The sequence below is a fragment of the Pseudomonas sp. A-B-19 genome (assembly GCF_019947515.1).
In the GTDB taxonomy this organism is placed as follows: Bacteria; Pseudomonadota; Gammaproteobacteria; order Pseudomonadales; family Pseudomonadaceae; genus Aquipseudomonas.
On sequence record NZ_JAGYGN010000014.1, the window covers coordinates 69555 to 95760 of the forward strand.

Consider the following 26206-nt stretch of genomic DNA (forward strand, 5'->3'; position numbering starts at 1 on the left):
CATTTTTGTTTCTGCCGGGGGGCCGGGGACCACATTCGCAAACAGCGGGTATGACCAACTACAGGTCGGGTTCGCACAAAAAACCTCACCTTGCATCTGTTCGAATGATCTTCAGCGGCCCGCCAGATTGGCGCCTTCTGTTGCTCAAACAATGACAAGGATAAATGACATGCAAATGCCGAAAACCATCCAGATCAAGAACGGCGAAAAAGTGAATCCGACGTTCTCGGCTCAGGAATATGCCAATCGCCAGGCCAAATTGCGGGCTTATCTGGCGCAGAACAATATCGACGCGGCAGTCTTCACGTCTTATCACAACATCAACTACTACAGCGATTTCCTGTACTGCTCCTTCGGGCGTCAGTACGCGCTGGTCGTGACCCAGGACAGCGCCGTGACCATCAGCGCCAACATCGATGGCGGTCAGCCATGGCGCCGTACCGTCGGCACTGAAAACATCGTCTACACCGACTGGCAGCGCGACAACTACTTCGTTGCGATCCAGCAGGCCTTGCCCAAGGCCGGGCGCATCGGCATCGAATTCGATCACCTGAACTTGCTCAATCGCGACAAACTCGCCAGCCGCTATCCGCAGGCTGAGCTGGTGGATATCGCCGCACCGTGCATGCGTATGCGCATGATCAAGTCCGCCGAAGAACACGCGATCATCCGTCATGGCGCGCGCATCGCGGACATCGGCGGCGCGGCCATCGTCGAAGCCTTGCGTGATCAGGTTCCAGAATACGAAGTAGCCCTGCATGCCACTCAGGCGATGGTGCGCGAAATTGCCCGCACTTTCCCGGATTCCGAACTGATGGACACCTGGACCTGGTTCCAGTCCGGTATCAACACCGATGGTGCGCATAACCCGGTCACGTCGCGCAAGGTCAACAAGGGTGACATCCTCAGCCTTAACTGCTTCCCGATGATTGCCGGTTACTACACCGCACTGGAACGTACCTTGTTCCTGGACCACTGCTCCGATGAGCACCTGCGCTTATGGGAAGTTAACGTCAAAGTGCACGAGGCGGGTCTGAAGCTGATCAAACCAGGCATGCGCTGCTGCGATATCGCGCTGCAACTGAACGAGATCTTCCTGGAACACGATCTGCTGCAATACCGCACCTTCGGCTACGGCCACTCCTTCGGTACGCTGAGCCATTACTACGGGCGCGAAGCCGGGCTGGAATTGCGCGAAGACATCGACACAGTGCTGGAACCAGGGATGGTGGTATCCATTGAACCGATGATCATGCTGCCCGAGGGCCTTGCGGGTGCCGGCGGGTATCGTGAACACGACATCCTGATAGTCAACGAACAGGGTGGGGAAAACATCACCAAATTCCCGTATGGCCCGGAACACAACATCATCAAGAAGTAAGATCCCGCGCCGCACAGTGAACCTGTGCGGCGTTTTGTTTTGACGAGTGGCGAAAAATCTTCCCGGTGGCTGAGATAAACCGGAACAAAACAATGCGTGCACGCTAAATAGCGCGCAGCATTTACCGAACCTTGACCCTGCCAAGTAAAACAATAGAGGGTTTTGTCATGTTCTACGCCTCGACTCTTCGTTTCGATCACCACACCTCTGACGCCGGAGGTGCCCAATGAGCACCCAAAGCGCAAGCCTGACGCCGACCCTGGCGCAGAAACTTGAACAGACCGCCGAGCGCAAGGCCCTGCGGCGCGCGGCCAGTGCCAGCTTCATGGGCAATTTCGTCGAGTGGTTCGACTATGCGGCCTACGGCTACCTGGCAACCGTCATCGCGCTCACGTTTTTTCCGCAAACCGACAAGACGACCGCGCTTCTGGCGACGTTCGCCGTGTTTGCGCTGTCGTTTATCGTCCGCCCGCTGGGGGGACTGGTCTGGGGCCACTTCGGTGACAAATACGGGCGGCGTAGTGCGCTGTCCTGGTCGATTCTGATCATGTCGATCTCGACCTTCTGTATCGGCATCCTGCCGACCTACAACCATATCGGCCTGTGGGCTCCGGCCTTGCTGTTACTGATTCGCTTGTTCCAGGGTTTTTCCGCTTCAGGTGAATACGCCGGGGCATCGGCCTTTCTCGCCGAGTACGCACCCGAGGGTAAACGCGGTTTGTACACCAGCATTGTCCCGGCGAGTACGGCGGCTGGTTTGCTCTTCGGCGCGGTCTTTGTCGCCGGCCTGCATGCGTGGATGAGTGTCGAGGATCTGCACAGCTGGGGCTGGCGTTTACCTTTTCTGCTGGCAGCGCCATTTGGGCTCGTGGGGCGTTACATCCGCATGAGTCTGCAAGACACGCCCAAGTTCCTGGAGATGGAAAAACGCCTTGAAGCAAAGGAATGCGCAACCCACGCTCCGGTTCGTGAATTGCTGACCGTGCACCGACGCAGTGTGATGATCGGGATCGGCGCGACCTGCCTGAATGCGGTGGCGTTCTACTTGTTGCTCAGCTACATGCCGACCTACCTGTCCACCGAAATGGGCATGAGCGAAAGTGATTCGTTCCTGGCGTCCACGGTATCGCTGGCGACCTACATCGGGCTGATCTTTCTGATGGGCAAACTGTCGGATCGGTTCGGGCGCAAAACCATGCTGTTGACCGCTTCAGTATTGTTCCTGGCGCTGACATTTCCGCTGTTCGGGATGTTGGAGAATCAGCCGCTGATGGTGATTCTGATGATCCAGATTGCTTTCGGCGCGATCCTGGCGATGAACGACGGCACCTTGCCGTGTTTCCTCGCCGAGATATTTCCCACCCGCGTCCGCTTCAGTGGTTTTGCCTTCAGTTTCAACATCGCCAACGCGGTGTTTGGCGGCACCGCGCCGTTTATCGCGACCTGGCTGATTCAACTGACCGGCAACAAAATGGCCCCGGCCTGGTATCTGCTGGCGGCAGCGGCGGTGGCATTGATTGCCATGTTGGCGAGCCGGGAAACTGCGCATAAAGCCTTACAGGATTGACCCGCACTCGGCGATCTCACTGCCGCCATCGCGAGCAAGCTCGCTCCCACAGGGGATCTTCAATGGACATGCAATCGATGTTCACAAAGATCAAATGTGGGAGCGAGCTTGCTCGCGAAGAGGTCAGTCCATCAATGCACCGCCGCTACTTGCTTGCGCTCACCCATCGGCGATACGCCAAAGAAACGGCTGTAGCATTTGGAGAAATGCGCAGGCGAAACGAAGCCGCAGGCGAGGGCGATATCACGTACCTGCGATTCGCTGCGCAGCAATAATTGACGCGCCCGTGCAAGGCGCAATTCCAGGTAGTACTGACTCGGCGTGCGCTGCAGGTGCTTGTGAAACAGGCGTTCGAGCTGGCGCACCGACACCTCGTTCAACCGCGCGAGTTCCTCAAGGCCCACCGGCTCCTCGAGATTGGCTTCCATGATCGCCACCATCTGGCTGAGCTTGGGCTGCGAGGTACCCAGCTTTTGCCGCAATGGCACACGCTGTTGTTCCTGTGCATTGCGTACCCGATCACACAACAACAATTCGGCCGCATGGGCTGCGATATCGCGACCACCAGGTTCGCGGGCGATCAGTTGCAGGGTCATGTCCATGGAGGCCACGCCACCGGAGCAGGTGTAGCGATCACGGTCCAGTTCGAACAGCTGGTTGGAAATGATGATCCCCGGAAAACGTTCTTTCAGTGCTTCGATGTCTTCCCAGTGAATCGTGCAGCGATAGCCCTTGAGCAGATCGGCGCGCGCCAACAAGTGACTGCCGGTGCAGATCCCGCCCAGTGGTACCTGATCATGCGCCAGCTTGCGTAGCCAATTGAGCAGTGGTCGGCTGCTGTGATTGGAGACGATCGGGTTTGATCCGACAACGAACAGCATGTCGAGTTTGGGGGCATCGGTGATGGTATGGTCAGGCAGGATGCGCATGCCGTTGCTGGCCGTCACCGGCTCCAGGCTGGCGGCGATGATGACCGTGCGGAACATCGGTTTGCGCGCGGCCAGGTTGGCCATGCGCAGTGTTTCCACGGCGGAGGCGAAGCCAATGGTGGTGAAGTTGGGGATGACCAGGAAACCCACGGTTTTCACCGGTCGTTGTTCATTCGCCGAACGTCCTGCGGCGGGTTTCACCACCTGGAGTTTCGCCATTATTACCACTCCTCGACTGCATCAGTGACATGCGCCGCGGCAAGCTGCCGATACGGACAACGTCATCTTGTTGTTGTGATTGTAAGCCCTGTTTACAGGCTTCAGGATTTTACTGTGTGTCCGGTCAATGAACCGTGACGAAAGGAATATGCACGCAAGATGTCATGAGTCTCGATTGGCCGCAGGGGTGTGGAAAACGTGGGGAATAAGGCATGAGTGATCAACAAAAAAACCGGCCAGCTCCGTGGTGGAGAGCGGCCGGAAAGAGGTGAACGAGGATGAGTGTTGTTATCGTGGATAGCGCTTCAAGCGTTTTCGGTTCGTGCAATGTCGACGGCTTGCACTGTCTTCTTCCTGGAGTTGAAGATTGCGCCCATACAGACGATGGACAGTGTTAGCGCACCCGTCGCAACAACTTCCATGCGATGCTGCGGCAAGATCAGCATGACCACCAGGATGCTCAAGATGCAGGCAATGACCAGGTAGCTGAGCCAGGGGAAAAACCACATCTTGAACGCGATCGGTTGCCGCGAAGCATTCATCTTCTTGCGCAGTACCAGTTGCGAAACAGCGATGACCAGATAGACCAGCAGCGCAACGGCACCGGAGCTGGCCAGGAGGAAGGAGAAGACTTCGTTGGGTGCAAAGTAATTGAGTGCCGTGGTCAGGAAACCGACCGCTGTGCTGGCCAGCACCGCGATATAAGGCACCCCTGAAGACGACGTCTTCTGCAGCACTCGAGGGCCATCACCGCGTTTGCTCAGGGAGTAGACCATGCGTGACGCGGTATAGATGGCTGAGTTGAGGCAGCTGGCTACGGCAATCAGCACGACGATATCGACGATCATTTTCGCGTGTGGAATGTTCATCAACTCAAGCGCTCTCTGATAAGAGCCGACTTCCATGAGCATGGGGTCGTTCCAGGGGACGATGGAGATGATGAGGAAGACCGAGACGATATAGAAAATCCCCATTCGCCAGACGACGGAGTTGGTCGCGCGGGTGATCTGTTTGGCGGGGTTTTGCGATTCGGCAGCGGCAATGGTGACGATTTCCGTGCCCATGAAGCTGAACACGGTGGTGAGCATCGCGCCGATGACGGCGGTCATGCCATTGGGCATGAAACCTCCGAACTCATGACTGAGTTGAACGACTCCACTCACCGTCGTATCCGGTAATCCGCCCACCAGGGCAAGCGCGCCCAGCGCGATAAACCCCAGAACCGCGATGACTTTGAGCATGGCGAACCAGAACTCGAACTCCCCGTACCGGGCGACACTGAACAGGTTGGTCAATGTCAGCAGGCCGGTGACCGCTATGGCGAACTCCCAGGTCTGAATGGCGGGAAACCAGGCATGCAGGATGGCGGCAGCGGCGATGGCTTCAATCGGAATGACCAGTACCCAGAACCACCAGTACAGCCAGCCGATGGTGAAGCCGGCGCTGCGTCCCATCGCCCGCTCGGCGTAGGTCGAAAACGATCCTGTATCGGGCGACGCTACGGCCATCTCTCCCAGCATGCGCATCACCAGCACGACCAGGGTGCCGGAAAAAATGTACGCCAGGATGGCGGCCGGCCCCGCCGAGGCGATGGCGTGTCCTGAACCGATGAACAGGCCGGCGCCAATGGCCCCGGCAATGGACAGCATGGTGACGTGACGCTGCTTGAGGCCTGGGGCCAAGGTTGAGCTGCTGGACATGAGACTTACCCTTTTTATTTTACTTGGGGAGGGTGAAGCAATAACCGTGAGTACTCGTTTCGGCACGTCCGTGTGTTCTTCAGGTGTCCAGATCAAAAGCCTCGCGCACAGCGGCGCTGATGCCAGAGACACAGACTTCGAGAATCAGCTCGCCTTTCTCGCGACTGGAACCTTTAGGGGATGACAGTGTTCCGCAGGCCGGCGTGCGCTCGGCAATGATGGGAAAGACGTCGTAAGGCGGGAAGGTCGCGGGAGGATGATCGACCGCACGACTCAGATCGACCTTGTCGGGGTGCAGGGCCAGCATCAAAGAGGTTTCGAAAATTCCGCCGTGCTCGATATCCCAGCCGAGGAATCCCTCGGGATATAGCTTTTCGATGACGGCAGGGTCGTTGACGAAGTCCCAATAGGACAGCACGACGACCTTGAAGTCGCTGATGCCGCCGTAGCGAAGCTCCCGAAGGGCAAGGTCGATGCCCTCGACAATGAACATCGAGTTTTCAAAGTGCCCGTTCATCATCACCAGTTTGCGTGCGCCATGGCGTGCAAGTTCTCTGATGATGTCCTGCACGGTATGGGTCAGCGTGGCGCCATCGAGGCTGGTTGTTCCAGGGAAGTGGTTGCCGCCGCCTGATTTCTGCTGAGACTTGTAGCCATAGGCGAGGGCAGGCAAGACCAGGCCGCTGACATTCTGCGCCACCGCTTTGCATATCGCGGTAGGCAGCAGCACATCGACTTCCATGCACATGTGATGTCCATGCTGTTCCAGTGCGCCCACGGGCAGAAAGACAGGGCTGCCGGCAGCGACCTTCTCTGCATACGCAGGCCAGGTGAGTTCTCCAATAACGACACTGTTGTTCATCTGCACAGCCTCTGAAAGTGTTTGACCGTTGGTGATTTTCAACCGGTGGTTGGGGGCGTTTGCCGATCGTCTGACCGACCTTCCGGATTGCAGGAATCGAAGGCGGCGCATGGATCAATTCGATCAGAGGGGGAGGGTGCAGAATTGTCTAAATCCGACCCGTAAATGACAAAACACCCTCCGATTTGTCATTTCTGTCCGGTTATCGGATTGGGGCTCGTCGCTTTTGCGTGAGAAGGGGCATGAGTCGGATCTGACAAAGTCCAGGTCGAGCGCACACAAAAACGGGTGATGGCGACCTGCTGCAATGCATCCAGCCGGCAAAAGCAAAAGGATGAGACGGACAGGAGCACTTTTCATCAGAGCCACTTTCCATCACCAGGCGAGACAATAATGAAAAATCGCATCGACCTTTCACGCCGTACATTCCTCAAGACCTCCAGCATCCTGGCAGGCACCGCAGCGCTTTCTGGTTTGCTGCCCTTGAGAAGCTTCGCAGCAGCGGAAAAAGAACTGGTCATACTCGCATGGGCCGGACACGCAGAGCCGGACATCGTCGCTGAGTTCGAGCGCAAATATGGGGTCAAGGTCCGGGCCAAGTACTACACCGGCGGCGACAATATGCTGGGGTTGATCTCACAGTCCCCGCCCGGCACTTTCGACCTGATCCTGTCCGACGCCGAATATGTCCAGCAACTCAATGCCGCCGAGTACATCGAGCAACTTGACCCCGCCGACTACCCCTTCGATGACTTCTACCCGGAGTTCCAGCATTTTCCCGGCCACTGGCAGGGGGACAAGCTCTACTCGGTCCTGATTCGCTTTGGCTTCCTCGGCATCGCCTACAACACCCAACTCGTTCCCGAAGCCAAGGTGCACAGCTATGACGTGTTCTGGGACGAAAGCCTCAAGGGCAAGGTTGGACACTTCGACTGGCATCTACCGAATCTCGGACAGATCAGCTTGATGAATGGCAACGCGCGCCCGTACGACATCGATACCGCGCACTGGCAAACGGTGCAGCAGAAGATGATGAGCCTGCGTGCGCAAATCGGCGGTTTCTTCGATTACGGCGGAACCTTTTCTTCATTGAAAAACGGTCAGATTCATGCCATGTGCGGCATCGGCGACTGGATCACCGGTGTCTTGCAACGTGCCGGCGCACCGGTGAAAACCGTATTGCCGAAAGAGGGCGGGTTGCAATGGACGGAGTCTTACTGCATCGCTAAAAAAGCACACAGCCCGGAGCTGGCGAAGAAGTTCATCCAATACATCACTTCCCCTGAAGGCCAGGTCAAGTCGGCGAAAATGGCCGCTTATCCCGCGCTGATCCCGAACAAAAAGGGATGGGAACTGCTGAACCAGACCGATCCCGTCGAGGCGAAGCGCCAAGGCATGCTGCTCGGTCAGCGCAACGTCATGGATGACATACGCGATGGTCGTATCAAGTACCGCGAACTCCCGGTCCGGCAGAGTCTGGATGAGTGGAATGACTTCTGGTCGCAATACAAGGGTGCTTGACGAGACGAGTGGAGGTGGTCGCTATGATTTCAGACAAGTTGAAGGCTTCGCCGTCAGGGCTTTCGGGAAATACCGATGCCCAAACGCAGCGTCCCGGCAAGAAGGTGTGGCGTTTGCCCTGGTTTGGCCTGTGTTTCTCGATGCCTATCCTGATCTGGCAATTGATTTTCTTCGTATTCCCGCTGGCGTTTCTGGTGGCCATCAGCTTTTGGCTTGTACGTAACTTCCGGATGGTGCCGACGTTCGAATGGCTCAACTGGAGCTACATGCTCAGTCGCGCCTTTTTTTGGGACGCCTACGTCCATACACTCGCCATGGCAGCGGGTGCCACTGTGCTGGTCAGCCTGGTGGCCTTTCCCTGCGCTTATACAATCGCCTTCAAGTTTCGCGAGTCGGCAAAGCAGCTGCTGGTGTTACTGCTGGTCACTCCGTTCTTCACCAGCTACCTGGTGCGCACCTATTCATGGCAGGTGTTCCTCAGCGACAACGGCATCTTCAATGCGGCGCTGGGTCAACTCGGGCTGCCGCCGTTTGCCATGTTGAATACGGCGTTCGGTACTTATGTCGGTTATTTCACGCTGTGCCTGCCATTGGTGGTTTTGCTGCAACTGTTCAGCTTGATGTACATCGATCGTTCGTTGATCGAGGCCGCGCACAACCTCGGCTGCGGACGATTGCGAACAGTGCGCCTGGTGGTGGTGCCGTCGGCGCGGATCGGCATTGTCGTCGCGGCACTGTTCTGCTTCATCCTGACCTTCGGCGACTTTGTCAGCCCGCTCTACCTGGGTGGTGGTCAGCCGCCGACCTTGAGTACGCTGATCACAGACACCACCAAGTCCGGCCAGCAATGGCCACGCGCGGCGGTGATCGCAACGATGATGATTGTGACGTTGCTCATCACGGCTTTTGGTGCGGTTCGCTTCGCTTACCGGAGGCGCGTATGAACGAGCATCGGTTGATTAACTTCTTGCTGCGCAGCTTTGTCGTACTGGTGTTCCTCTTCATCTTTTTGCCGATTGCCGGCAGCTTCGTGTTCTCGTTCAACATTGACCGTTTCCCTTCCTTGCCACTGGGCGGTTTCAGCCTGCACTGGTACGAGACGATCGCCAGCGATCCGGCGGTCTGGCAGGCATTCAGGAACAGCCTGACGGTGGGTGTGGTCGTGTCGCTGGTATCAACCCTGCTTGGGTTTACGGCGGCTTACACAGACTTCCGTTACCGGTTCTTCGGCAAGTCGATCTACATGGCGCTTGCGCTACTGCCGCCCACCATTCCGGTGGTGATCATGGGGCTGGCGATGCTGGCTTTCCTGTCGCGAGTCGGGCTTTCCGGCGAGGTCTACGCGGTAATGATCAGCCATATCGTGATGTGCGCACCGTTCGCCATGGCGGTCGTCAGGATGCGCCTGGCGCAGATGGATCCGAACATTGAGGCGGCGGCCTGGAACCTGGGAGCCAATCAGTGGAAGGCCATGCGTCATGTGATCCTGCCATTCACGGCGCCGAGCATTTTCGCCGCGCTGTTCGTGACCATGGCCGTTTCCTTCGATGAGTTCGCTGTCGCCTGGTTCGTGTCGGGGCTTAACGAAACGGTGCCCGTGCGCATCCTCAATACGCTGCAAGGGCAGGTGAGCCCGACCATCAACGCGATCGGCACCATCGTCTTTATCACGACCATGACCCTGGTGATCTTCGCGCAATTGCTGCTGATGCGGCGGCGTAAGCCCGCCAGTGCCTGATACCACACTGACAATCATCCGAACACGAAGGATCCAGCCATGACTCAACCGTTGGTGGTATTCGACAACGTGGTTAAACATTTCGGTAGCTATCAGGCTGTCGAGCGTATGAACCTGGAGATTTACAAAGGTGAATTCGTCGCGATCATGGGGTCGAGCGGCTGCGGCAAGACCACAACGCTGCGCATGCTCGCGGGGCTGGATAAACCCAGTGAAGGCGAAATTCGTCTTAACGGTGAGCGCATCAATGATCTCTACTCCTGGGAACGGGAGACGCCGCTGGTTTGGCAAAACCTGGCGCTGTTCCCGTTTCTTGACGTGCTGGAGAATGTCGAGTTCGGTCTGCGCATGAGAGGGATGGCCAAGGCTGAGCGACGCAAGAAGGCGCTACTGTGGCTTGAGCGGCTTGGATTGGAGGAGTTCGCCACTCGCGATATAAGCCTGCTCTCCGGTGGCCAGCGGCAGCGTGTGGCGTTGGCGCGCTCGTTGGTCACCGAACCGCCGATCCTGCTGCTCGACGAGCCCCTGAGCGCCCTCGACGCTCATCTGAGTGTGCGCATGCAAGGCGTGCTGACCGGACTGCAGAAGGACCTGGGTATCACCTTTGTCTACGTCACTCACAGTCAATCCGAAGCCTTTGCAATGGCCGATCGTGTAGTGATCATGAGTCGCGGCCGGGTCGAACAGATCGGCTCGCCGCAGGAGGTTTTCCTTGAGCCTCACAACCGCTTCGTTGCCGAGTTCGTTGGCGGTAAAAACATCCTTGAAGGCACTGTCGTTGGCTTCGACGATAGCGGGTTGGTTTGCCTCGATTCGCAGCACGGTGGGTTCCTGGCGCGGCTGCCTGAAGGTAAAACGGTTGTTCCCGCTGAGCGCGTTACGGTCTGCGTAAGCGCCGAGCATATCGACCTGACCGCGCAGCCTATGCGACGCAACCGGCTGAGCTGCACCGTCGTCGGTGAAGAGTTCATCGGCTCGATGGTCAATATTTATCTCGAAGCCAGCGGCGGGCTTGAGTTGCAGGTGCAGAAACGGCATGCCGATTACAACTTGTCTGGCGTGCGCTGCGGGCAAAAAATCTTCGCCGAGTGGGATGGTGCGCATGCGCTGATTCTGCGTGGGGGCTGATCTGGTGAACATCAGGGCCTGCCTGGCGGCAGGCCGTTGCCGGCCCGCACACAAAAAATCTGACAGTCCCCAGTTCTTTCTCTGCCACGGTATCTCCTGGATGCTGCAGCGTTAAACTCGCGACACTGGCGCTCAAAACCTGGCTGCGCGTTTCTCCACAAATGCTCGCATCCCTTCTTTCTGGCCAGGCGTTGTGTTGAGCGTATTCCGCGCGTGATCAAGCCAACCCCTTTCGGGGCTGGTAGTTCACAGACGAATCCTTTGCGCAAAAAAATCCGAAGCGCGGCGGGAGACTTATTACAGCCAGTCAACGCTCATCTATGAGAGGAGTTCGATAGCAATCGCGGTCGACTCGCCGCCACCAATGCACACAGAAGCGATGCCACGCTTTAGCGTGTTCTGCCTCAAGGCATTTACCAACGTAACAACAACACGTGCGCCTGACGCGCCAATCGGGTGCCCCAAAGCGCACGCCCCACCGTGGACATTCAACTGCTCATGTCCGACGTTCAAGTCTCGGATAACAACCATGGGCACCACGGCAAAGGCCTCATTGATCTCAAAGAGATCAACATCCTGCATTGACCAGTTGGTTCGCTCCAGCAAGCGTTTAATCGCACCGACCGGAGCGCAGGCAAAGAGGGCGGGAGCGTGCGCGTAGGATGCATGACCTGCTATCCGGGCCAACGGTGTAAGGCCTCTACGCTCGGCTTCAGACAAGCGCATCAGCACGAGGGCAGCCGAGCCATCCGAAATAGAACTGGAGTTCGCCGCAGTCACCGTCCCGCCTTCGCGAAACGCAGGTTTCAACGCAGGAATTTTGTCGATCCGGGCCTTACCCGGCTGTTCATCGCTTTCAATCGAAACCGTCTCACGGCCAGACGAGGCCAGCACAGGGACAATCTCGTCCTGGAACCGCCCTTCGGTGATTGCCTTCTGAGCTCGGGTCAACGAGCTGATCGCAAACTCATCCTGCTGCTCTCGAGTGAATCCATAACTCTGAGCACAGTCTTCGGCGTATGAGCCCATGAGCCGGCCTTTCTCGTAGGCATCTTCCAACCCATCGAAAAACATATGATCAATGATCTTGTTGTGGCCCATTCGATAGCCTGAGCGAGCCCGCTCCAACAGGTAGGGAGCGTTTGACATGCTTTCCATGCCTCCGGCAACCACCACCTCCGCGCTCCCGGCATGGAGAAGGTCGTGGCCGAACATCAGCGCTTTCATGCCAGAGCCGCACATCTTGTTGACTGTTGAGCACACCACTTGCTCCGCAAGATTCGCCAACAGGGCAGCTTGGCGAGCCGGAGCCTGGCCTTGCCCAGCTTGTAGCACGCATCCCATGATGACCTCGCCAATGTCACCGGGCTGCAGGCTGGCTCGTTCCACGGCGGCACGAATGGCAACCGCACCCAGCTGCGCAGCGGTGACTTCCTTGAAATTCCCAAGAAAGCCTCCTAACGGAGTTCGGACAGCACTGACAATGACGATAGGGTCGGTATGGCTCATAACTGAATCCTCTGTTTCATGTTGGGGGTTTGTGCCCGATCACAGACTTTTAGCCCGATCTATTTCGCAGCCATTCTCAAAGCACCATCCAGACGAATCGCCTCACCATTGAGCATGGAATTTTCGATGATGTGCGCGGCCAACGCTGCGTACTCGGAAGGCCGTCCCAGCCGTGGAGGGAAGGGCACATTGGCTGCCAATGATGCCTGCACGTCCCGAGGCATATTGTCGGTGGTCAGTGGCCTCGACAATGCTCAAACGCCTCAGCCTGGTTGAATGCTTTGGATAATCGAGGCCAGGCATCGAGGGCCAGGCGGAGGGGGTGTAAAAGCGTTCCTGATAACAAAAACCTTCGGGTTGACATGCAATGCCGTGAAGCTGGAACGTAGATAAACAATTCAGGCTCGTCAGGTTGCTCAAAGCAGACCTGCCGAAGAGATTTGAAGATCAGCATCAAGTCAGATATCAACTGCGCAGAGGAATAAGCATGCTCATCCAGGACAAGGGAACTACTTCAATTGGATTGGTGCATGAAGCCCTCGATGGCGCATTGCGACGCCAACTGGACACATCCGGCGCATTGCAGCAAGCACGTATAGATCCGGAACTCCTCACTTCTCCCCAGGCCAGGGTTTCGGCTGCTGCATTTTCTCGCCTGTGGGTCGCTCTTTCAGATCTGCTCGACGATGAGTTTTTCGGAATCGACAGCCATCCAATGCGACGAGGTAGCTTCCGATTGATGTGCCAGGCTTCGATTGACTGCGAGTCGTTAGAGCAAGCGTTGCGGCGGATTCTGAAGTTTCTACGCCTTGTGTTGGACGATATTCACGGTGAGCTGAGGCTTGAAGACGACTCCGCCGTCATCGTTATCCATGACAAAGGAATTGAGCGCCGCCTCTTTAGCTACGGAACATGGCTGATCCTGGTACATGGATTGCTCTGCTGGCTGGGTAACAGACGCATTCCGATAAAGGAGCTCTGCTTCAGACCGAATCGACCGCTCGACGATAGCGACTATCGGATGCGCTTTTGCGAAGAAATTCAGTTTGGCGCTCCCGTTACGATGATGCGTTTTGACCGTATTTTTCTAAACCTCAAGGTCGTGCAAAACAAGGCCAGCCTATCGACGTTTTTGAAAGAGTCGCCTGCTAATCTGCTGGTGAAATATCGTAACGAGGACAGCATCAGCGCCCAGATCCGAATGAGATTGAGAGATCTGAATCCAGAGGAATGGCCAGAGCTGGATAAGGTGGCCAAAGTGCTCCGCATGTCATATTCGACGCTTCAGCGAAGGCTCCAGGCCGAGGGGGTCAGCTATCAGCGTTTGAAAGACAATCTGCGCCGCGACATGGCGATCAACCTGCTGTGCCAGCCAAATATGACAGTAACCGAAGTCGCTGCGCTCACAGGCTTCCAGGAAAGCAGTGCCTTTCACCGCGCCTTCAAGAAGTGGACGGGAGTGAGCCCTGGCGCATATCGCCGCTCCAATGCGCAAGAACCGGGCGAAAGCTAAAAGCCTTTCTTGCGGAACAAGAGCACTACTTCCCCCGCCAGATTACGTACTGAGATCTGCAGCCCGTTGCACCCGCCAAATGCCGATGGACAGCTCCTCCCCCAGGATCACATTGGTGGTTTCTGGCCAGCTATGGGTGTCCAAATCGGTCAAACAGAACGATGTCGTAGGGCATAGGCCGCAGCAAGCCCAACTCCTACGATGCGACGCAGGTAGCCCAAGTGTCGCATCTCAAGCAGACCACCGAGCCTTCAGCCGGTACGTCCCCCCTCGATATGCCTCCAGGACCGGGTGCCTGGCACGTCACAAACAAAAACAAAAACAAGATCGAAGGAGACGCGATATGCAGCCGGTAAACGTTTATGCGCTCGCGGTTGAATCGAAGTTCAACCGCTTCCATGGGCTCATTCTATTTTGGTGTGTCCTCATTCTGATAATCGATGGCTATGACCTCGCTGTAGTCGGTGCAGCCCTTCCGGCGATCATGAAGGACATGAACATTGATCCAACCAGCGCCGGCATCATGGCTGGTTCTGCGCTCTTCGGAACGATGCTCGGAGCGATATTTCTTGGCACGCTGGCTGACCGCATCGGGCGTCCCAGGATGATCGCAATCTGTGTGGCCTTGTTCAGCATTTTCACTGCCGGGGCTGGTCTCACCAGTGACCCGATCAGCTTCAGCATTTCTCGCTTCATCGCGGGCCTTGGCATCGGCGGCGTACTGCCAATTTGCACCGCTCAGATGGGTGAGTTTTCTCCACTCAAACTCCGTACTCGCCTGGTGACCCTCGTTTTCGCGGGGTACTCCGTGGGCGGTATTCTGGTTGCACTGACTGGCAAGCAACTCATTGAGAGTCATGGATGGCAGTGGGTGTTTTATGTGGCGCTACTGCCAGTGCTTTTGATTCCCATGATCCTGAAGACCATGCCTGAGTCCATAGGCTATTTGCTGAAAAACGGACGTCACGATGAGCTACGGGCTATTGCTCGCAAGATAGACCCTACTCTCATGATCGACAAAAACACGGTGATGACCGGAAACGCCAGTGTATTGGATAAACAGGAAGCGCCAGTTCGTAACTTGTTCAAGGAGGGTCGAGGCTTTAGCACCGTAATGATTTGGGCGGCGTTCATGACGGGGTTGTTCATGGTGTACGCCCTTAACTCCTGGTTGACCAAGCTTATGGCGATGGCTGGATTCAGTCTTGGCTCTGCGTTGAACTTTGTGATTGTTTTCAATGTGGGGGCCATCGCCGGTGCAATTGGCGGAGGATGGTTGAGCGACAAGCTAAACATCAAACACGTGCTGGTCTGCTTTTATATCGTCGGAGCAATGGCTCTAACAATCTTGGGTTATACGCGCTCAACAACTTTGCTGTTTCCAGTGGTGTTCATTGTCGGGGCATCGACTCTTGGTACCCAGCTGTTGGCCTATGCGTACGCCGGGGATTTCTACCCGTCATCGATTCGTTCAACCGGCGTGGGTTTCGCGTCTGGTGTAGGAAGAATTGGCGCTATCGTCGCACCTGTCCTCATCGGCTGGCTGGTATCACTAAACCTTCCGCTTGAGAAAAACTTCATGGCCATCAGCCTTGCTGGTCTTATTGGCGCTGCCGCAGTCACCATGATTAACCAGTCCCGCGCAGACTCCACTCAAGTCAGAAAGGCCCCAGCCCTGTCTAGTTAATACCATGATGCATCCGTCTGTAACTGAATCCGTGGACTCTAACGCATGAAAATGAATCGCTTATCCCAACCGCCAGTATCGTCTGAACTGCTTAGCCAAACGGTTGATTGGGCGATAGCTTCACGACGCAGCATTCGGGCTTTTTTGCCCACGCCTGTACCACGCGAAGAAATTGAATCGATCCTTGATATCGCTCGATTCTGCGCAACGGGAGTGAACATGCAGCCTTGGCGCGTCCATGTTGTCACTGGAGAAGCAAAGACTCGTCTTTCATGTGCCATCGCGGAAATTGACAACGATCCGTCACTCAGTAACCACCTTGAAGATGCATACGAATATTACCCACGCGAATGGACTTCACCCTACGTGGATCGGAGAAGGCAAGTAGGCTGGGAACTCTACGGATTGCTGGGAATTGAGAAGGGTGACAAGCAGCGAATGCATGCGCAACACGGCCGCAATTACCAGTTCTTTGATGCACCGGTCGGCTTGATCTTCACCATTGATCGAGTGCTAAAGGAAGGGAGTCTCCTTGACTACGGAATGTTTCTGCAGGCCGTGATGGTGGCAGCACGAGGGAGGAAGTTGCACACCTGCCCGCAAGCCGCCTTTTTGAAATATCACCGCGTTATCTCGCAATCCCTTGCGATCCCCGCTGATCAAATGCTGGTTTGCGGAATGAGTCTTGGATACGCCGACGAGTCCAGTGTCGAGAACACCTTGGTCACTGATCGGGAGCCGGTGAGTGCGTTTTCCACTTTTCATCACAATAATAAGGAGACAACACCATGAAGCCTGGTGCTTATGAGAATGGGCTTGATCACTGCAAGGCAAACTATTTGCCCCTGACTCCCCTTGGTTTTCTGGATCGCGCAGCACTTGTGCACCCGGATCGGATAGCGGTAGTTCATGGAGAACTTCGCAGAACCTGGAGTGAAACTCGCGAGCGGTGCTATCGACTCGCCTCAGCACTTTCCAAAAAAGGCATGGGTGCGGGAGACACCATTTCAATTCTGTCTCCCAATACTCCTGCCATGCTCGAAGCACATTTTGGGATCCCTCTCTGTGGCGCGGTACTGAATACAGTTAACTACCGCCTGGATGCTGAAGGCGTGGCATTCATACTTCGTCATGGGGAATGCAAGCTCCTCTTGGTGGATCGAGAGTTTGCAGCACTGGCCGATGCCGCGCTTGAACTCCTGGAGCACCGTCCGTTGGTCATCGACATCAATGACCACCTGGCGCCTATTTGCAAAAGCATTGGAGACATCGATTACGAGACCTTGATTTGTAGCGGTAGTCCGGATTTCGAAGGGGTTTGGCCAAGCGATGAGTGGCAGCCGATAGCGCTCAACTACACCTCAGGTACAACCGGCGATCCGAAGGGTGTCGTCGCCAGCCATCGCGGCACTTACCTCATGAGTATGCTGCAGATGACTAACTGGCCGCTTTCTCGGGCTCCTCGTTACCTGTGGACACTCCCTATGTTCCACGCTAACGGATGGTGTTTTACCTGGGCAATCACTGCGGCGGCCGGCACGCATGTGTGCCTGAGAAAAGTGTCCGCAGAGACGGTGTTTGAGTCGATAGATAACCATGGTGTCGACCACTTCTGTGCGGCGCCTATTGTTATGGCCATGATTGCGAACGCCGCAGACCGTCCTGCGCTTAAAACGCCGGTTCGAGTGCTGACTGCCGGTTCCCCACCGCCGGCCAGCGTACTCAACGCCGTAGTCTCACGAGGCTTCGACGTTGACCATGTTTATGGGATTACTGAAGTTTCCGGCACCCCGATCAGCTGCGTATGGCAAGACGGTTGGGACGATTTGACAGCGAATGAGCAGGGCGCTTTTCGTGTGCGCCAAGGGGCTCGTGCAGCAGCCTTCGAAGGCTTGATGGTCGCGGACTCAGAAACCATGCAGCCAGTACCAAAAGACGGCCAAACAACGGGTGAGCTGCTGCTCAAGGGCAACACCGTGATGATGGGTTATCTGAAGAATGAAAGCGCAACCCGAAAAGCCTTTGAAGGCGGCTGGTTTCATACGGGTGATGTAGCCGTTGTGCACCCCAACGGTTATGTACAAATTACCGACCGTTGCAAGGACGTCATTATTTCTGGAGGGGAGAATATCTCGTCCGTAGAGATCGAAGAAACCATCCATTGTCATCCGGCTGTTTTGCATGCCGCAGTCGTCGCTCAGCCTGATGACAAATGGGGGGAAGTCCCGTGCGCGTTTGTCGAACTGAAAAGTGGTATTGCGCTTCCCACCGAGGCAGAAATAATTGTGTTCTGCCAGACCCGTCTTGCCCGATTCAAATGCCCTCGCAGAGTGATTTTTACAGAGTTGCCAAAGACCGCAACCGGGAAAATCCAGAAGTTTTTACTTCGGGAGCAAGCAGGGAGTCGCGATGCAATTGTCCGGTTGGCTTCAAATTGCTAAGGCGTGTTCAGCTCACCCCAAGGGGAACTGAATTGTTTGGTATGGATGAAAACTTTGGTTAGCAGATATAACTCGCACGGTGCTGCCAATCAGGTAGTCAAAAATCATACGCACTGCAAACAAATAAAAGATGCCTGAAGTGTTGAGCAATTTGCGCATATTCAGTTGATGCGTTTGCGTGGGCGAACTCTGCGTGGGATTCGTGTGTGTTGCGTTGGTCTGGAAGATTTCCTTGTTGCTTCTGTTACTTACAAATATAAAAAAATCGGAGCGTTATAAGTGAGCGTAAAGAAAATATCTGCAACTTTGCTGTTTGGCAGCATTGCCCTGAGTAGCCAGGCGTTTGCTGACTTCCTGAGTGATAGCAAAGCTGCCTTGGGAATGAGGAACTTCTACTTCAATAACGACAACCGTGATGGCACCGCTGCCCCTTCGAAAACCGAAGAGTGGGCGCAGGGTTTCATGCTGGATTACAAGTCGGGATATACCGACGGCACGATTGGCTTTGGCGTTGACGCCTTGGGCTTGCTGGGCATTACCCTGGACACTGGCAAGGGACGACACGTCGGCAGCTCTATGATTCCCTCGGACAGTGACAACCGCGCCGTCGACGAGTGGAGCCGGCTGGGGCTGACCGGAAAAGTCAAAATGTCGAAGACTGAACTGCGCTACGGCACCTTGATTCCGAAACTTCCGATTCTGGTCGCCAACGATGGGAGGGTGCTTCCACAAACCTTCGAGGGCGGCCAAATCACCTCGAGCGAGTTCAAGGACCTGACCCTGACGGGTGGGCGAATTGAACATGCAACCGGTCGCGGTTCAACGGATCAGACGGGGCTGGCCGCTATGGGCGGTACGCGTGAAAGCAACCAGTTCGACTTCGTCGGGGGCGACTGGAAAGTCACCAGGGATCTGACGGCTCAGTACTACTATGCCCATCTCGAGAACTACTATAACCAGCAGTTTTTCGGACTGATTCACACGCTTGCGTTCTCGGACAACCAATCCCTGAAAACCGACCTGCGCTACTTCAAAACTGACTCGTCAGGTGAAAACAACTCCGGTACATCAGGTTACAGAATCAGTGGCTTTACCGAAAACGGTGATGGCGTGATCGACAACCGTCTCTGGAGTGCTGCATTGATTTACAGCCTTGGCGGCCATGCGATCACAGCGGGCTACCAAAGCGTTTCGGACGGGAGCAGCTTCACCCAGCTGAACCAGGGTAGTTTGGTGGATAAAGGCGCCGCAGGCAGCAGCTTGTACCTGTACACAGACCGTCTGATCCAGAGCTTCACCCGTGCCGGGGAGCGTACGTCATTCGGTCAGTACGCCTATGACTTTGCCGCCCTGGGTGTCCCTGGCCTGAAAGCCTCGGTCATGTACCTCTCCGGGGACAATATCAAGACGAGATCCGGCGACAATCAGAAAGAATGGGAAAGGGATATCTTTCTGGACTACGTCGTTCAATCCGGTGCACTTAAAAACGTGGGTTTCGGCTGGCGTAACGGTAAATCCAATAGCGAAGCCGCCCGTGATCAAGACCAGAACCGGGTGTTTGTGAGCTACAGCATTCCACTTCTCTAAGGGGCAGCATAAGCGTATCGCCTATGGCTGACTCAACTACGCTTTAAGTGAAGGTTGAAGACTGCCGAACCCGCTCCTGGGAGGGTCCCGTGAACAGTCACTGGTGGCGCCGCCTGCTCTTGGTGATGATACTGGTCTGGCTACCGACGGTTTCGACGACGGCGTCGGCTGCGGGCAGTGTCGTGATCCTGAGCGTCAACGATGCTATTGGTCCGGCCAGTGCCGACTACGTGGAACGCGGCTTGATACGTGCGGTGACCGAGGGCGCACAGTTGGTGGTCATCAAGCTCGACACCCCCGGCGGGCTGGACACTTCGATGCGCTCGATCATCAAGGCGATTCTGGCCAGCCCCCTGCCTGTGGCCAGTTTCGTTGCCCCTAGTGGCGCACGCGCGGCCAGCGCCGGCACCTATATTGTGTATGCCAGCCACATTGCCGCCATGACCCCGGGTACCAACCTGGGCGCCGCTACGCCGGTGCAGATCGGCGGCCTACCCGGTACCGCACCCGAACCACCTCGCTCACCCACCACTGATAAGAATTCTCCGCCTGAGCTACAGGACACCTTGGCTCGAAAACAGATCAACGATGCGGCGGCTTACATCCGTGGTCTTGCGCAATTGCGCGGGCGCAATGCCGACTGGGCCGAACAAGCGGTACGTGAATCGCTCAGCTTGTCGGCCGACGAAGCGCTCAAACTCAAGGTGGTCGATTATGTGGCCAATGACGTGGCAGACCTGCTCACGCAACTGGACGGTAAGAGCCTGAATGTCGCCGGTCAGACGTTGACGCTGAGTACCGCCGGGGCTGCGCTCATCGAGCACGCGCCTGATTGGCGCACACAACTGCTGGCGGTGATCACCAACCCCAGCGTGGCATTGCTGCTGATCATGTTCGGGGTCTATGGGTTGATATTCGAATTCATGAGCCCAGGGTCGGGTGTCGGTGGAGTGCTCGGCGGCATCTGCCTGTTGCTGGGGCTGTATGCCCTGCAACTGTTGCCCGTGAATTACGCCGGGGTCGGACTGGTTTTGCTGGGGCTCGCCTTCATGATCGCCGAGGCGTTTCTACCGAGTTTCGGTGTAATCGGCTTGGGTGGGGTGGTTGCCTTTGTAGTCGGCGCAGTGATTTTGATGGACACCGATGTACCGGGTTTCGGCATTCCGTTGGCGCTGATCATCGGCATGGCACTGTTCAGCGCCCTGTTGCTGATGACTCTGGTCGGCATGGCGCTCAAGGCACGACGCCGCGCCCTGGTCAGCGGCGATGCGGGCCTGGTTGGCAGCCTGGCCACGGTGACGGGGCTGCTGCCGGGTCTGCCGATGAGCGGCTGGGTGCAACTGCAGGGCGAAAAATGGCAAGTGCAGAGCCGCTCGCCCCTGCACCTGGGCCAACAGGTTCGGGTGGTGGCGCGCAGGGGGTTGATGCTGGAGGTCATTGCAGCGGATGAAACGCCACCGCGGGGAGGTTGATCCATGTTCGTCGAATCGGGTTTTGGCGCGCTGCCAGCCCTGCTCCTTGTGTAGGTGTTTTCGGTCGTGCGGATTCTGCGTGAATACGAGCGCGGGGGTGGTGTTCCAACTCGGGCGCTTTTGGCGGGGCAAGGGAGCCGGGATTGATTCTGTTGATTGCGATGGTGCAACAGATGGTTCGCGTGGATTTATGTACCGTGGTGCTCGATGCCCAGCACCTCAGGCGTAAACTAAACACGGTGCAGCATGCATTGAAATACGCTGCACCTGGAGGTGAGCCATGCGCTCAATTACCGTTTGCACCTCGATCGCACTGCTGGCGCTGTCTATGGTGCCACTTGCCACCGCAGCACCTGCGGTCGAAGTCGTCTTCAAGAACCCCGAAAAATTCAGCGATGCCAGCCTTGATAGTCCGGGCTATGAACGTGGCGCCGATCCTTATGTCATGAATGAGCTGCGCAGCTACATCCAGAAGCTCGGCGAGCGGTACCTGCCACCCGGCCAGCAGCTGCAAATTGAAATACGCAACATCGACCTGGCCGGTCGCTACGAACCCTGGAGGCCAAATGCCTATGATGTGCGCTTCATGCGCGACATCACCTGGCCGAGCATCGATCTACATTACGTGCTTAAACAAAACGGCCAGATCGTGAGTCAGGCCGACGCCAGGGTCATGGATCAGCTCTACCTCCAGCGTCCGGGCCGTGCCAACAGAAGTGACAGGCTTTACTCCGAGAAGGCCATGCTCTCTGACTGGTTCCACAGACAATTCGCCGGGCAACGTCAGAGCAGGTTGAATTGAACCGTCCTGCACGCTGATTTACCCGTCCGGGAACGAAAAGCCCGGCGCTGGGCCGGGCCTTGGATGAGCGGAGATTTTGGCTATCACACCTGATGAGACTTGTTTTGCTTGAAATACGCCTGCTTGCCAACCGTAGACTCAATGTTCCGATAGGTGCATCCATCGGTCGCACAAAGCATTGATCTGCCATCTCTGAGCGCTAATGAAAATGTTACCTCGTCCTTTTCGCCCGCCAGCATCAGGCCTGCAACGGCACCAATCGGACCGAGTACCATCGCGCCGGCTAAACCCAGGCTGACGGAACCGGACACGTCTCGGTATGAGCTTTCGCTGACTAATGTAAGGTCACGGATCTCTTGGGTGGATATCTTTAGTCCTGGCCACGGGTAAACGCTTGTCTCTATAGTGATGAACCCGGGCTCATATGTTGCATGCCCATCTAAAAAATCTCCTGACAATATTTTTATTTTTGCCATACGGCACCCTCCCTTCATTTTACTGCAAGAAGATTCAACGCTCAGAGGGTTGTGTCGTCAACGAGCCGAGGACGAGGGGCGTCGATTATCCGACTGCTGGAACGCGAAGAATGAAAAAGACCGGCGCCAGGCCGGGCTCTCTCACCGATCAGGCCATCGACCGCCGCGAGCCTGAGCTCGATCGTTGTTTCATCGATGAATCTTCCGTCCCGGCTTTTTTTGATCATTGGTGTCTATTTAACTGCATACACCTTGCGCACATACCCTGTGCTTTTCCAGGCGCACGGCGCACCCTGCGCAACGAACACGGTGTCACCGGTGTTGACTGTAACGTTTGATCCGTCAGAGGTGTGCAGGGTCACGCTGCCTTCGATCAAGTACATCAGTTCATTGAGCTTGTGCGCCCGGCCGTGGCGCTCGTAAGGCGTCGAGTCCCAGACACCGACGCGCAGATCGCTTGCTGCATGCTCGAAGGCGTTACGTGAGCGGCATTGCGGCGTCGGGCCGATCAGAATTTGCGGTTCTGGTGCGGCGGAAGGGGACAGCATCGCGAGTGGGTCCAGCAAAGTCAGGCCCGGGGTCGGCGCTTCAGTGGTCGAGGCACAAAACGCCCATTGCGTGCCGGGATGCGCTTCGATCTGTAGCGCAGTCCCGCGACCGATCACCGCGCTGGCGCCGACACCCAATTGCAGCGTCTGCTCCTTGGTTTTTAGCACGACGTGGCCGGCATGGATCACGATCACTTCTGTGTGTGGGAAGTCGTCGATATCAAGCACGTCACCGGTTGCTACAATGCCGGCAGACACGCCGTCGATCCCGGACCAGGCGACCTGACGACAGTCAATAAACGGATCGGCAGCACTCAATGGCAGCGATTTGAAAGATGTGACAACGCGGCTGCCGTCGGCGCGGGCTAACAGCAGAACGGTAGGTTGGGACATGCGGGTAACGCTCCAGGCAAATAAAGGTCTTGGGTGGCGAGGGTTCGATCGCGGCAAGCGATCAGCCGATGGCTTGGGTGACCAGTGCAAACTGGCGCACGCCGTTGCTGGCTTGCGGCGGTGTGCCACGGACCATTTGCGCCACAGTATCGACCTGTCTGAGGCCGGCGGTTTCCAGCCAGTCGCTCAAGCCACAATCCGCCGGAATGTCAATACGCACGAAGGTGTCCGGCACCTGGGCCAGTAACACGCCGATCAGATGTTGGGCTTGTTCAAGGTTTTCGCAGACCACCGGGCCAATACCGCGACCCCGGCCGTAGGGGCGCAACATGGCGAAGGCGCGCAGTTGGCCATCGCGCTCAATACCCACCGAATGCTCGACGACCTCGAGCAGGTCGGTGATCACGGTACGCCGGTCCAGCCCGGTACCTGCGTTAGCCAGTTCCAGCACGCGCGCCTTATCGGCGTCATGCAGTGGGCGACATTTCTCACTATCAGCCAATGGCGTCATTGCGGGGGCTTGCGCCTGACCTTGGTGCTGCAGAACCCGACCGAACTCGACGAAGCCCTGGCTCACGTAAAGCGGTGCTCCGGCGAGGGTTGCGTTCAAAATCGGGATGCGTGACTGGCACGCGTCAAGCGCCCGCTCCATCAATTGGCGTCCGATCCCCTTGCCTTGATAGTCGTCGCTCACGATCACCAACCCGATGGTGGCGAAATCACCCTGGGGGCATGCGAATGCTGTGCCGATCAGACGCTCGCCATCGAGCGCGACAATGCCGTCACTGATCCGCAGCACCATGGCCCAGTCGTCCAGCCGATGGGGCCACTTCAATTGCACGGACAACGCGTGGGCTGCCGGGAGATCGGCAACCGTCATAGGGCGATAACCATAAGTGGATTGTTGCGAGGCGGACATGGCGAGTCTCCGTTAAACAGTGTTCACGAGCGGCCGGTTTTCCAGCGCGATGGTGCCTGTATCCCATCTGCCTGCAGGGCTGACAAGGGGGGGTTGCACATTCGGCAGATTCCGCGAGGCAGAGACCACAAGACCACATTTACTACTTAATTGCAGGGCAAGGTCGGCAGCAAATGCCTGGGCTTTTTTTCTACGATGGAAGCCAGAGTAAACGACTCGCCGTCCCATATCTGGAGTGCTCCATGGATAGTTTTGATCCTCGTCTGATCGCTGTGCGCAGCGCTCATTTCATTGGCGGCCAATACCGCGATGCTCAACCTGGACTGGAGGTGGTGCGACCCTCGGACGGCCAGGTGTATGCCGGATTGCCGATTGCCGACGCCAACCTGGTGGACGAAGCCGTCAACGATGCCTGGCAGGCGTTCAACCGCAGTGATTGGGCCAGCCGTCCACCGCGGGAGCGGGCGCGGGTCATGCGTCGTTGGGCCGATCTGATCGAAGCGGATGCCGAGACTCTCGCACCGCTTGAAGCGGTGGGTTCGACCCGACCGCATAAAGACGTGTTGGCCTGGGACATTCCTTATGTCGCCGAAGGCATTCGTTTCTTTGCCGAACTGGCGGACAAGCACGGTGGCCAGGTAGCGGCAACCCAGACCGATCGGCTTGGCATGCAGATCGCCGAACCCTACGGGGTGATTGCGGCAATCGCACCGTGGAATTTCCCGCTGAGCATGGCTTCCTGGAAAGTCGCCCCGGCCCTTGCCGCAGGCAATGCCGTGGTGCTCAAGCCTTCGGAACTGACTCCATTCTCCAGCCTGCGTTTTGCCGAACTGGCGTTGCAGGCGGGTATCCCGGCGGGGATTTTCAACGTGGTGCAGGGCGATGGCCGTATCACTGGCGATGCCTTGTGCCGTCACCCGCGGGTCGCCAAGGTGACCTTTACGGGTTCCACCGCGACGGGTTCAAGCATCATGTCCACCTGTGCGCTGGTGGGGCCGAAGCCGGTCACTCTGGAACTGGGCGGCAAGAGCCCGCAACTGGTTTTTGCTGATGTGCCGGACATTGCCAAAACCGCGCGTACCGTAGCGCTGGCCATTACCGGCAACGCCGGGCAGGTTTGTGTGTCCGGTTCGCGGTTGCTGATTCAGCGTTCAATCATGGAGCCGTTCATCGCGCATGTGCAGGCGTACTTTGAAGAGCTGCGCCCCGGTCCGACCTGGTCGCCCGAGGGCACGCTGTCACCGATCATTTCCCGACTCCAGGCCAGTCGCATCGATGGTATCGTCCAGCGCTCGCGCCAAGCCGGGGCTGAAGTGCTCACCGGCGGCGGCTTGTTTGACGGCTTGGGTGGTGCTTACTACCAGCCGACGCTGCTGGCCGGTCTCGACAATGAAAACCCGGCAGTTTGCGAAGAAATCTTCGGCCCGGTGCTGACGGTGCAGGCGTTCGATGACGAAGAGCAGGCGCTGAGCCTGGCCGCCCACGCCACCTACGGTCTGGCCGCGGGCGTGCACACCGCCGACATCAACCGCGCCTTGCGACTGGTGCGCAAGCTGGAAGCAGGTACGGTGTGGGTCAATCGTTACGGACGCAGTAACGACTACATCCTGCCGACTGGCGGCTATAAACGCTCGGGCATCGGCAAGGATTTGGGGCGCGAAGCGTTTGAAGCCAATCTGCGCTTCAAGAGCGTATTAATCGATATTCTCCAATAACACAGCAATCCCCTGTAGGAGCGAGCTTGCTCGCGAAGGCGGTGTGTCAGGCAACATTGATATCGACTGACATGCCCTCTTCGCGAGCAAGCTCGCTCC

At 56.9% G+C, this 26206-nt stretch carries 21 protein-coding genes and 2 pseudogenes; 15 read left to right on the forward strand and 8 right to left on the reverse strand.

Annotation, left to right across the window (positions count from 1 at the left end):
* Positions 1-169 precede the first annotated feature (169 nt).
* A complete protein-coding gene (locus tag KGA81_RS17060) occupies positions 170-1381 on the forward strand; it encodes a M24 family metallopeptidase (protein ID WP_223547345.1) in 1212 nt (403 codons plus the stop codon).
* A gap of 226 nt (positions 1382-1607) precedes the next feature.
* Positions 1608-2948, forward strand: a complete 1341-nt coding sequence (locus KGA81_RS17065) for an MFS transporter (RefSeq protein ID WP_095943624.1) — start codon at positions 1608-1610, stop codon at positions 2946-2948.
* A gap of 131 nt (positions 2949-3079) precedes the next feature.
* Here KGA81_RS17065 and KGA81_RS17070 read toward each other — a convergent pair whose 3' ends face one another.
* From KGA81_RS17070 to KGA81_RS17080, 3 genes are all read right to left on the reverse strand, one after another.
* The gene (locus KGA81_RS17070; RefSeq protein ID WP_223547346.1) at positions 3080-4096 is read right to left on the reverse strand and encodes a GlxA family transcriptional regulator; all 1017 of its coding nucleotides are present in this window, start codon (positions 4094-4096) and stop codon (positions 3080-3082) included.
* A 305-nt stretch (positions 4097-4401) separates the two neighbouring features.
* On the reverse strand, positions 4402-5796 hold the full coding sequence (gene gabP / locus KGA81_RS17075; RefSeq protein WP_223547347.1) for a GABA permease: 1395 nt from the start codon (positions 5794-5796) through the stop codon (positions 4402-4404).
* A gap of 79 nt (positions 5797-5875) precedes the next feature.
* A complete protein-coding gene (locus KGA81_RS17080) occupies positions 5876-6658 on the reverse strand; it encodes a creatininase (RefSeq protein ID WP_223547420.1) in 783 nt (260 codons plus the stop codon).
* Between the two features lie 393 nt (positions 6659-7051).
* Between KGA81_RS17080 and KGA81_RS17085 the strand changes: the two genes are divergently transcribed.
* The 4 genes from KGA81_RS17085 to KGA81_RS17100 are packed head-to-tail and all read left to right on the forward strand — an operon-like array spanning position 7052 to position 11045.
* Positions 7052-8179, forward strand: a complete 1128-nt coding sequence (locus KGA81_RS17085) for an extracellular solute-binding protein (protein ID WP_223547421.1) — start codon at positions 7052-7054, stop codon at positions 8177-8179.
* A gap of 23 nt (positions 8180-8202) precedes the next feature.
* A complete protein-coding gene (locus tag KGA81_RS17090) occupies positions 8203-9123 on the forward strand; it encodes an ABC transporter permease (RefSeq protein WP_223547348.1) in 921 nt (306 codons plus the stop codon).
* Positions 9120-9917, forward strand: a complete 798-nt coding sequence (locus KGA81_RS17095; protein ID WP_223547349.1) for an ABC transporter permease — start codon at positions 9120-9122, stop codon at positions 9915-9917. Before KGA81_RS17090 ends, KGA81_RS17095 begins: the two co-directional genes overlap by 4 nt.
* Before the next feature lie 39 nt (positions 9918-9956).
* The gene (locus KGA81_RS17100; RefSeq protein WP_223547350.1) at positions 9957-11045 is read left to right on the forward strand and encodes an ABC transporter ATP-binding protein; all 1089 of its coding nucleotides are present in this window, start codon (positions 9957-9959) and stop codon (positions 11043-11045) included.
* A gap of 318 nt (positions 11046-11363) precedes the next feature.
* Here the strand turns inward: KGA81_RS17100 and KGA81_RS17105 are convergent, their stop codons facing one another.
* Together KGA81_RS17105 and KGA81_RS17110 are read right to left on the reverse strand one after the other, a co-directional pair.
* Complete coding sequence (locus tag KGA81_RS17105) at positions 11364-12554, reverse strand: acetyl-CoA C-acyltransferase (RefSeq protein ID WP_223547351.1); 1191 nt, start codon at positions 12552-12554, stop codon at positions 11364-11366.
* A 59-nt stretch (positions 12555-12613) separates the two neighbouring features.
* Positions 12614-12778, reverse strand: a pseudogene (locus tag KGA81_RS17110) (3-hydroxyacyl-CoA dehydrogenase); the annotation flags it as partial.
* A 263-nt stretch (positions 12779-13041) separates the two neighbouring features.
* On the opposite strand from KGA81_RS17110, the gene KGA81_RS17115 reads away from it, so the two are divergent.
* The 8 genes and pseudogenes from KGA81_RS17115 to KGA81_RS17150 all read left to right on the forward strand — a co-directional run bounded on the left by KGA81_RS17115 (position 13042) and on the right by KGA81_RS17150 (position 22056).
* The gene (locus KGA81_RS17115; RefSeq protein WP_223547352.1) at positions 13042-14067 is read left to right on the forward strand and encodes an AraC family transcriptional regulator; all 1026 of its coding nucleotides are present in this window, start codon (positions 13042-13044) and stop codon (positions 14065-14067) included.
* Between the two features lie 343 nt (positions 14068-14410).
* Positions 14411-15754 carry an MFS transporter gene (locus KGA81_RS17120; protein ID WP_223547353.1) on the forward strand — a complete coding sequence of 448 codons (1344 nt, stop codon included), beginning with the start codon at positions 14411-14413 and terminating at the stop codon, positions 15752-15754.
* 45 nt (positions 15755-15799) lie between these two features.
* A complete protein-coding gene (locus KGA81_RS17125) occupies positions 15800-16546 on the forward strand; it encodes a nitroreductase (protein ID WP_223547354.1) in 747 nt (248 codons plus the stop codon).
* A complete protein-coding gene (locus KGA81_RS17130; RefSeq protein ID WP_223547355.1) occupies positions 16543-18195 on the forward strand; it encodes an AMP-binding protein in 1653 nt (550 codons plus the stop codon). The genes KGA81_RS17125 and KGA81_RS17130 overlap by 4 nt, the downstream gene beginning before the upstream one ends.
* A gap of 279 nt (positions 18196-18474) precedes the next feature.
* A complete protein-coding gene (locus tag KGA81_RS17135; RefSeq protein WP_223547356.1) occupies positions 18475-19782 on the forward strand; it encodes an OprD family porin in 1308 nt (435 codons plus the stop codon).
* Between the two features lie 89 nt (positions 19783-19871).
* A complete protein-coding gene (locus tag KGA81_RS17140) occupies positions 19872-21254 on the forward strand; it encodes an NfeD family protein (RefSeq protein ID WP_223547357.1) in 1383 nt (460 codons plus the stop codon).
* Between the two features lie 54 nt (positions 21255-21308).
* A pseudogene (locus KGA81_RS17145) lies at positions 21309-21463 on the forward strand (slipin family protein); the annotation flags it as partial.
* Between the two features lie 71 nt (positions 21464-21534).
* A complete protein-coding gene (locus KGA81_RS17150; RefSeq protein WP_223547358.1) occupies positions 21535-22056 on the forward strand; it encodes a DUF3016 domain-containing protein in 522 nt (173 codons plus the stop codon).
* A gap of 83 nt (positions 22057-22139) precedes the next feature.
* Here the strand turns inward: KGA81_RS17150 and KGA81_RS17155 are convergent, their stop codons facing one another.
* The 3 genes from KGA81_RS17155 to KGA81_RS17165 form a co-directional block, all read right to left on the reverse strand.
* On the reverse strand, positions 22140-22532 hold the full coding sequence (locus KGA81_RS17155) for a hypothetical protein (protein WP_223547359.1): 393 nt from the start codon (positions 22530-22532) through the stop codon (positions 22140-22142).
* Positions 22533-22765: 233 nt separating this feature from the next.
* Positions 22766-23473, reverse strand: coding sequence for a cupin domain-containing protein (locus tag KGA81_RS17160; protein WP_223547360.1), 708 nt, complete (start codon positions 23471-23473; stop codon positions 22766-22768).
* A 61-nt stretch (positions 23474-23534) separates the two neighbouring features.
* Positions 23535-24392 (reverse strand): GNAT family N-acetyltransferase, encoded by an 858-nt coding sequence (locus tag KGA81_RS17165; RefSeq protein WP_223547361.1) that lies wholly within the window; start codon positions 24390-24392, stop codon positions 23535-23537.
* 242 nt (positions 24393-24634) lie between these two features.
* On the opposite strand from KGA81_RS17165, the gene KGA81_RS17170 reads away from it, so the two are divergent.
* Positions 24635-26107 carry an aldehyde dehydrogenase family protein gene (locus tag KGA81_RS17170; protein WP_223547362.1) on the forward strand — a complete coding sequence of 491 codons (1473 nt, stop codon included), beginning with the start codon at positions 24635-24637 and terminating at the stop codon, positions 26105-26107.
* Positions 26108-26206: the final 99 nt, after the last annotated feature.

What these genes read in the sequence shown, in the direction of transcription:
- KGA81_RS17125 (WP_223547354.1), top strand. Translation starts at nt 15,800, where the DNA reads ATGAAAATGAATCGCTTATCCCAACCGCCAGTATCGTCTGAACTGCTT.
- KGA81_RS17150 (WP_223547358.1), top strand. Translation starts at nt 21,535, where the DNA reads ATGCGCTCAATTACCGTTTGCACCTCGATCGCACTGCTGGCGCTGTCT.
- KGA81_RS17095 (WP_223547349.1), top strand. Translation starts at nt 9,120, where the DNA reads ATGAACGAGCATCGGTTGATTAACTTCTTGCTGCGCAGCTTTGTCGTA.
- KGA81_RS17060 (WP_223547345.1), top strand. Translation starts at nt 170, where the DNA reads ATGCAAATGCCGAAAACCATCCAGATCAAGAACGGCGAAAAAGTGAAT.
- KGA81_RS17080 (WP_223547420.1), bottom strand. Translation starts at nt 6,658, where the DNA reads ATGAACAACAGTGTCGTTATTGGAGAACTCACCTGGCCTGCGTATGCA.
- KGA81_RS17090 (WP_223547348.1), top strand. Translation starts at nt 8,203, where the DNA reads ATGATTTCAGACAAGTTGAAGGCTTCGCCGTCAGGGCTTTCGGGAAAT.
- KGA81_RS17170 (WP_223547362.1), top strand. Translation starts at nt 24,635, where the DNA reads ATGGATAGTTTTGATCCTCGTCTGATCGCTGTGCGCAGCGCTCATTTC.
- KGA81_RS17165 (WP_223547361.1), bottom strand. Translation starts at nt 24,392, where the DNA reads ATGTCCGCCTCGCAACAATCCACTTATGGTTATCGCCCTATGACGGTT.
- KGA81_RS17070 (WP_223547346.1), bottom strand. Translation starts at nt 4,096, where the DNA reads ATGGCGAAACTCCAGGTGGTGAAACCCGCCGCAGGACGTTCGGCGAAT.
- KGA81_RS17155 (WP_223547359.1), bottom strand. Translation starts at nt 22,532, where the DNA reads ATGGCAAAAATAAAAATATTGTCAGGAGATTTTTTAGATGGGCATGCA.
- KGA81_RS17115 (WP_223547352.1), top strand. Translation starts at nt 13,042, where the DNA reads ATGCTCATCCAGGACAAGGGAACTACTTCAATTGGATTGGTGCATGAA.
- KGA81_RS17120 (WP_223547353.1), top strand. Translation starts at nt 14,411, where the DNA reads ATGCAGCCGGTAAACGTTTATGCGCTCGCGGTTGAATCGAAGTTCAAC.
- KGA81_RS17105 (WP_223547351.1), bottom strand. Translation starts at nt 12,554, where the DNA reads ATGAGCCATACCGACCCTATCGTCATTGTCAGTGCTGTCCGAACTCCG.
- KGA81_RS17130 (WP_223547355.1), top strand. Translation starts at nt 16,543, where the DNA reads ATGAAGCCTGGTGCTTATGAGAATGGGCTTGATCACTGCAAGGCAAAC.
- KGA81_RS17065 (WP_095943624.1), top strand. Translation starts at nt 1,608, where the DNA reads ATGAGCACCCAAAGCGCAAGCCTGACGCCGACCCTGGCGCAGAAACTT.
- KGA81_RS17100 (WP_223547350.1), top strand. Translation starts at nt 9,957, where the DNA reads ATGACTCAACCGTTGGTGGTATTCGACAACGTGGTTAAACATTTCGGT.
- KGA81_RS17085 (WP_223547421.1), top strand. Translation starts at nt 7,052, where the DNA reads ATGAAAAATCGCATCGACCTTTCACGCCGTACATTCCTCAAGACCTCC.
- KGA81_RS17160 (WP_223547360.1), bottom strand. Translation starts at nt 23,473, where the DNA reads ATGTCCCAACCTACCGTTCTGCTGTTAGCCCGCGCCGACGGCAGCCGC.
- gabP (WP_223547347.1), bottom strand. Translation starts at nt 5,796, where the DNA reads ATGTCCAGCAGCTCAACCTTGGCCCCAGGCCTCAAGCAGCGTCACGTC.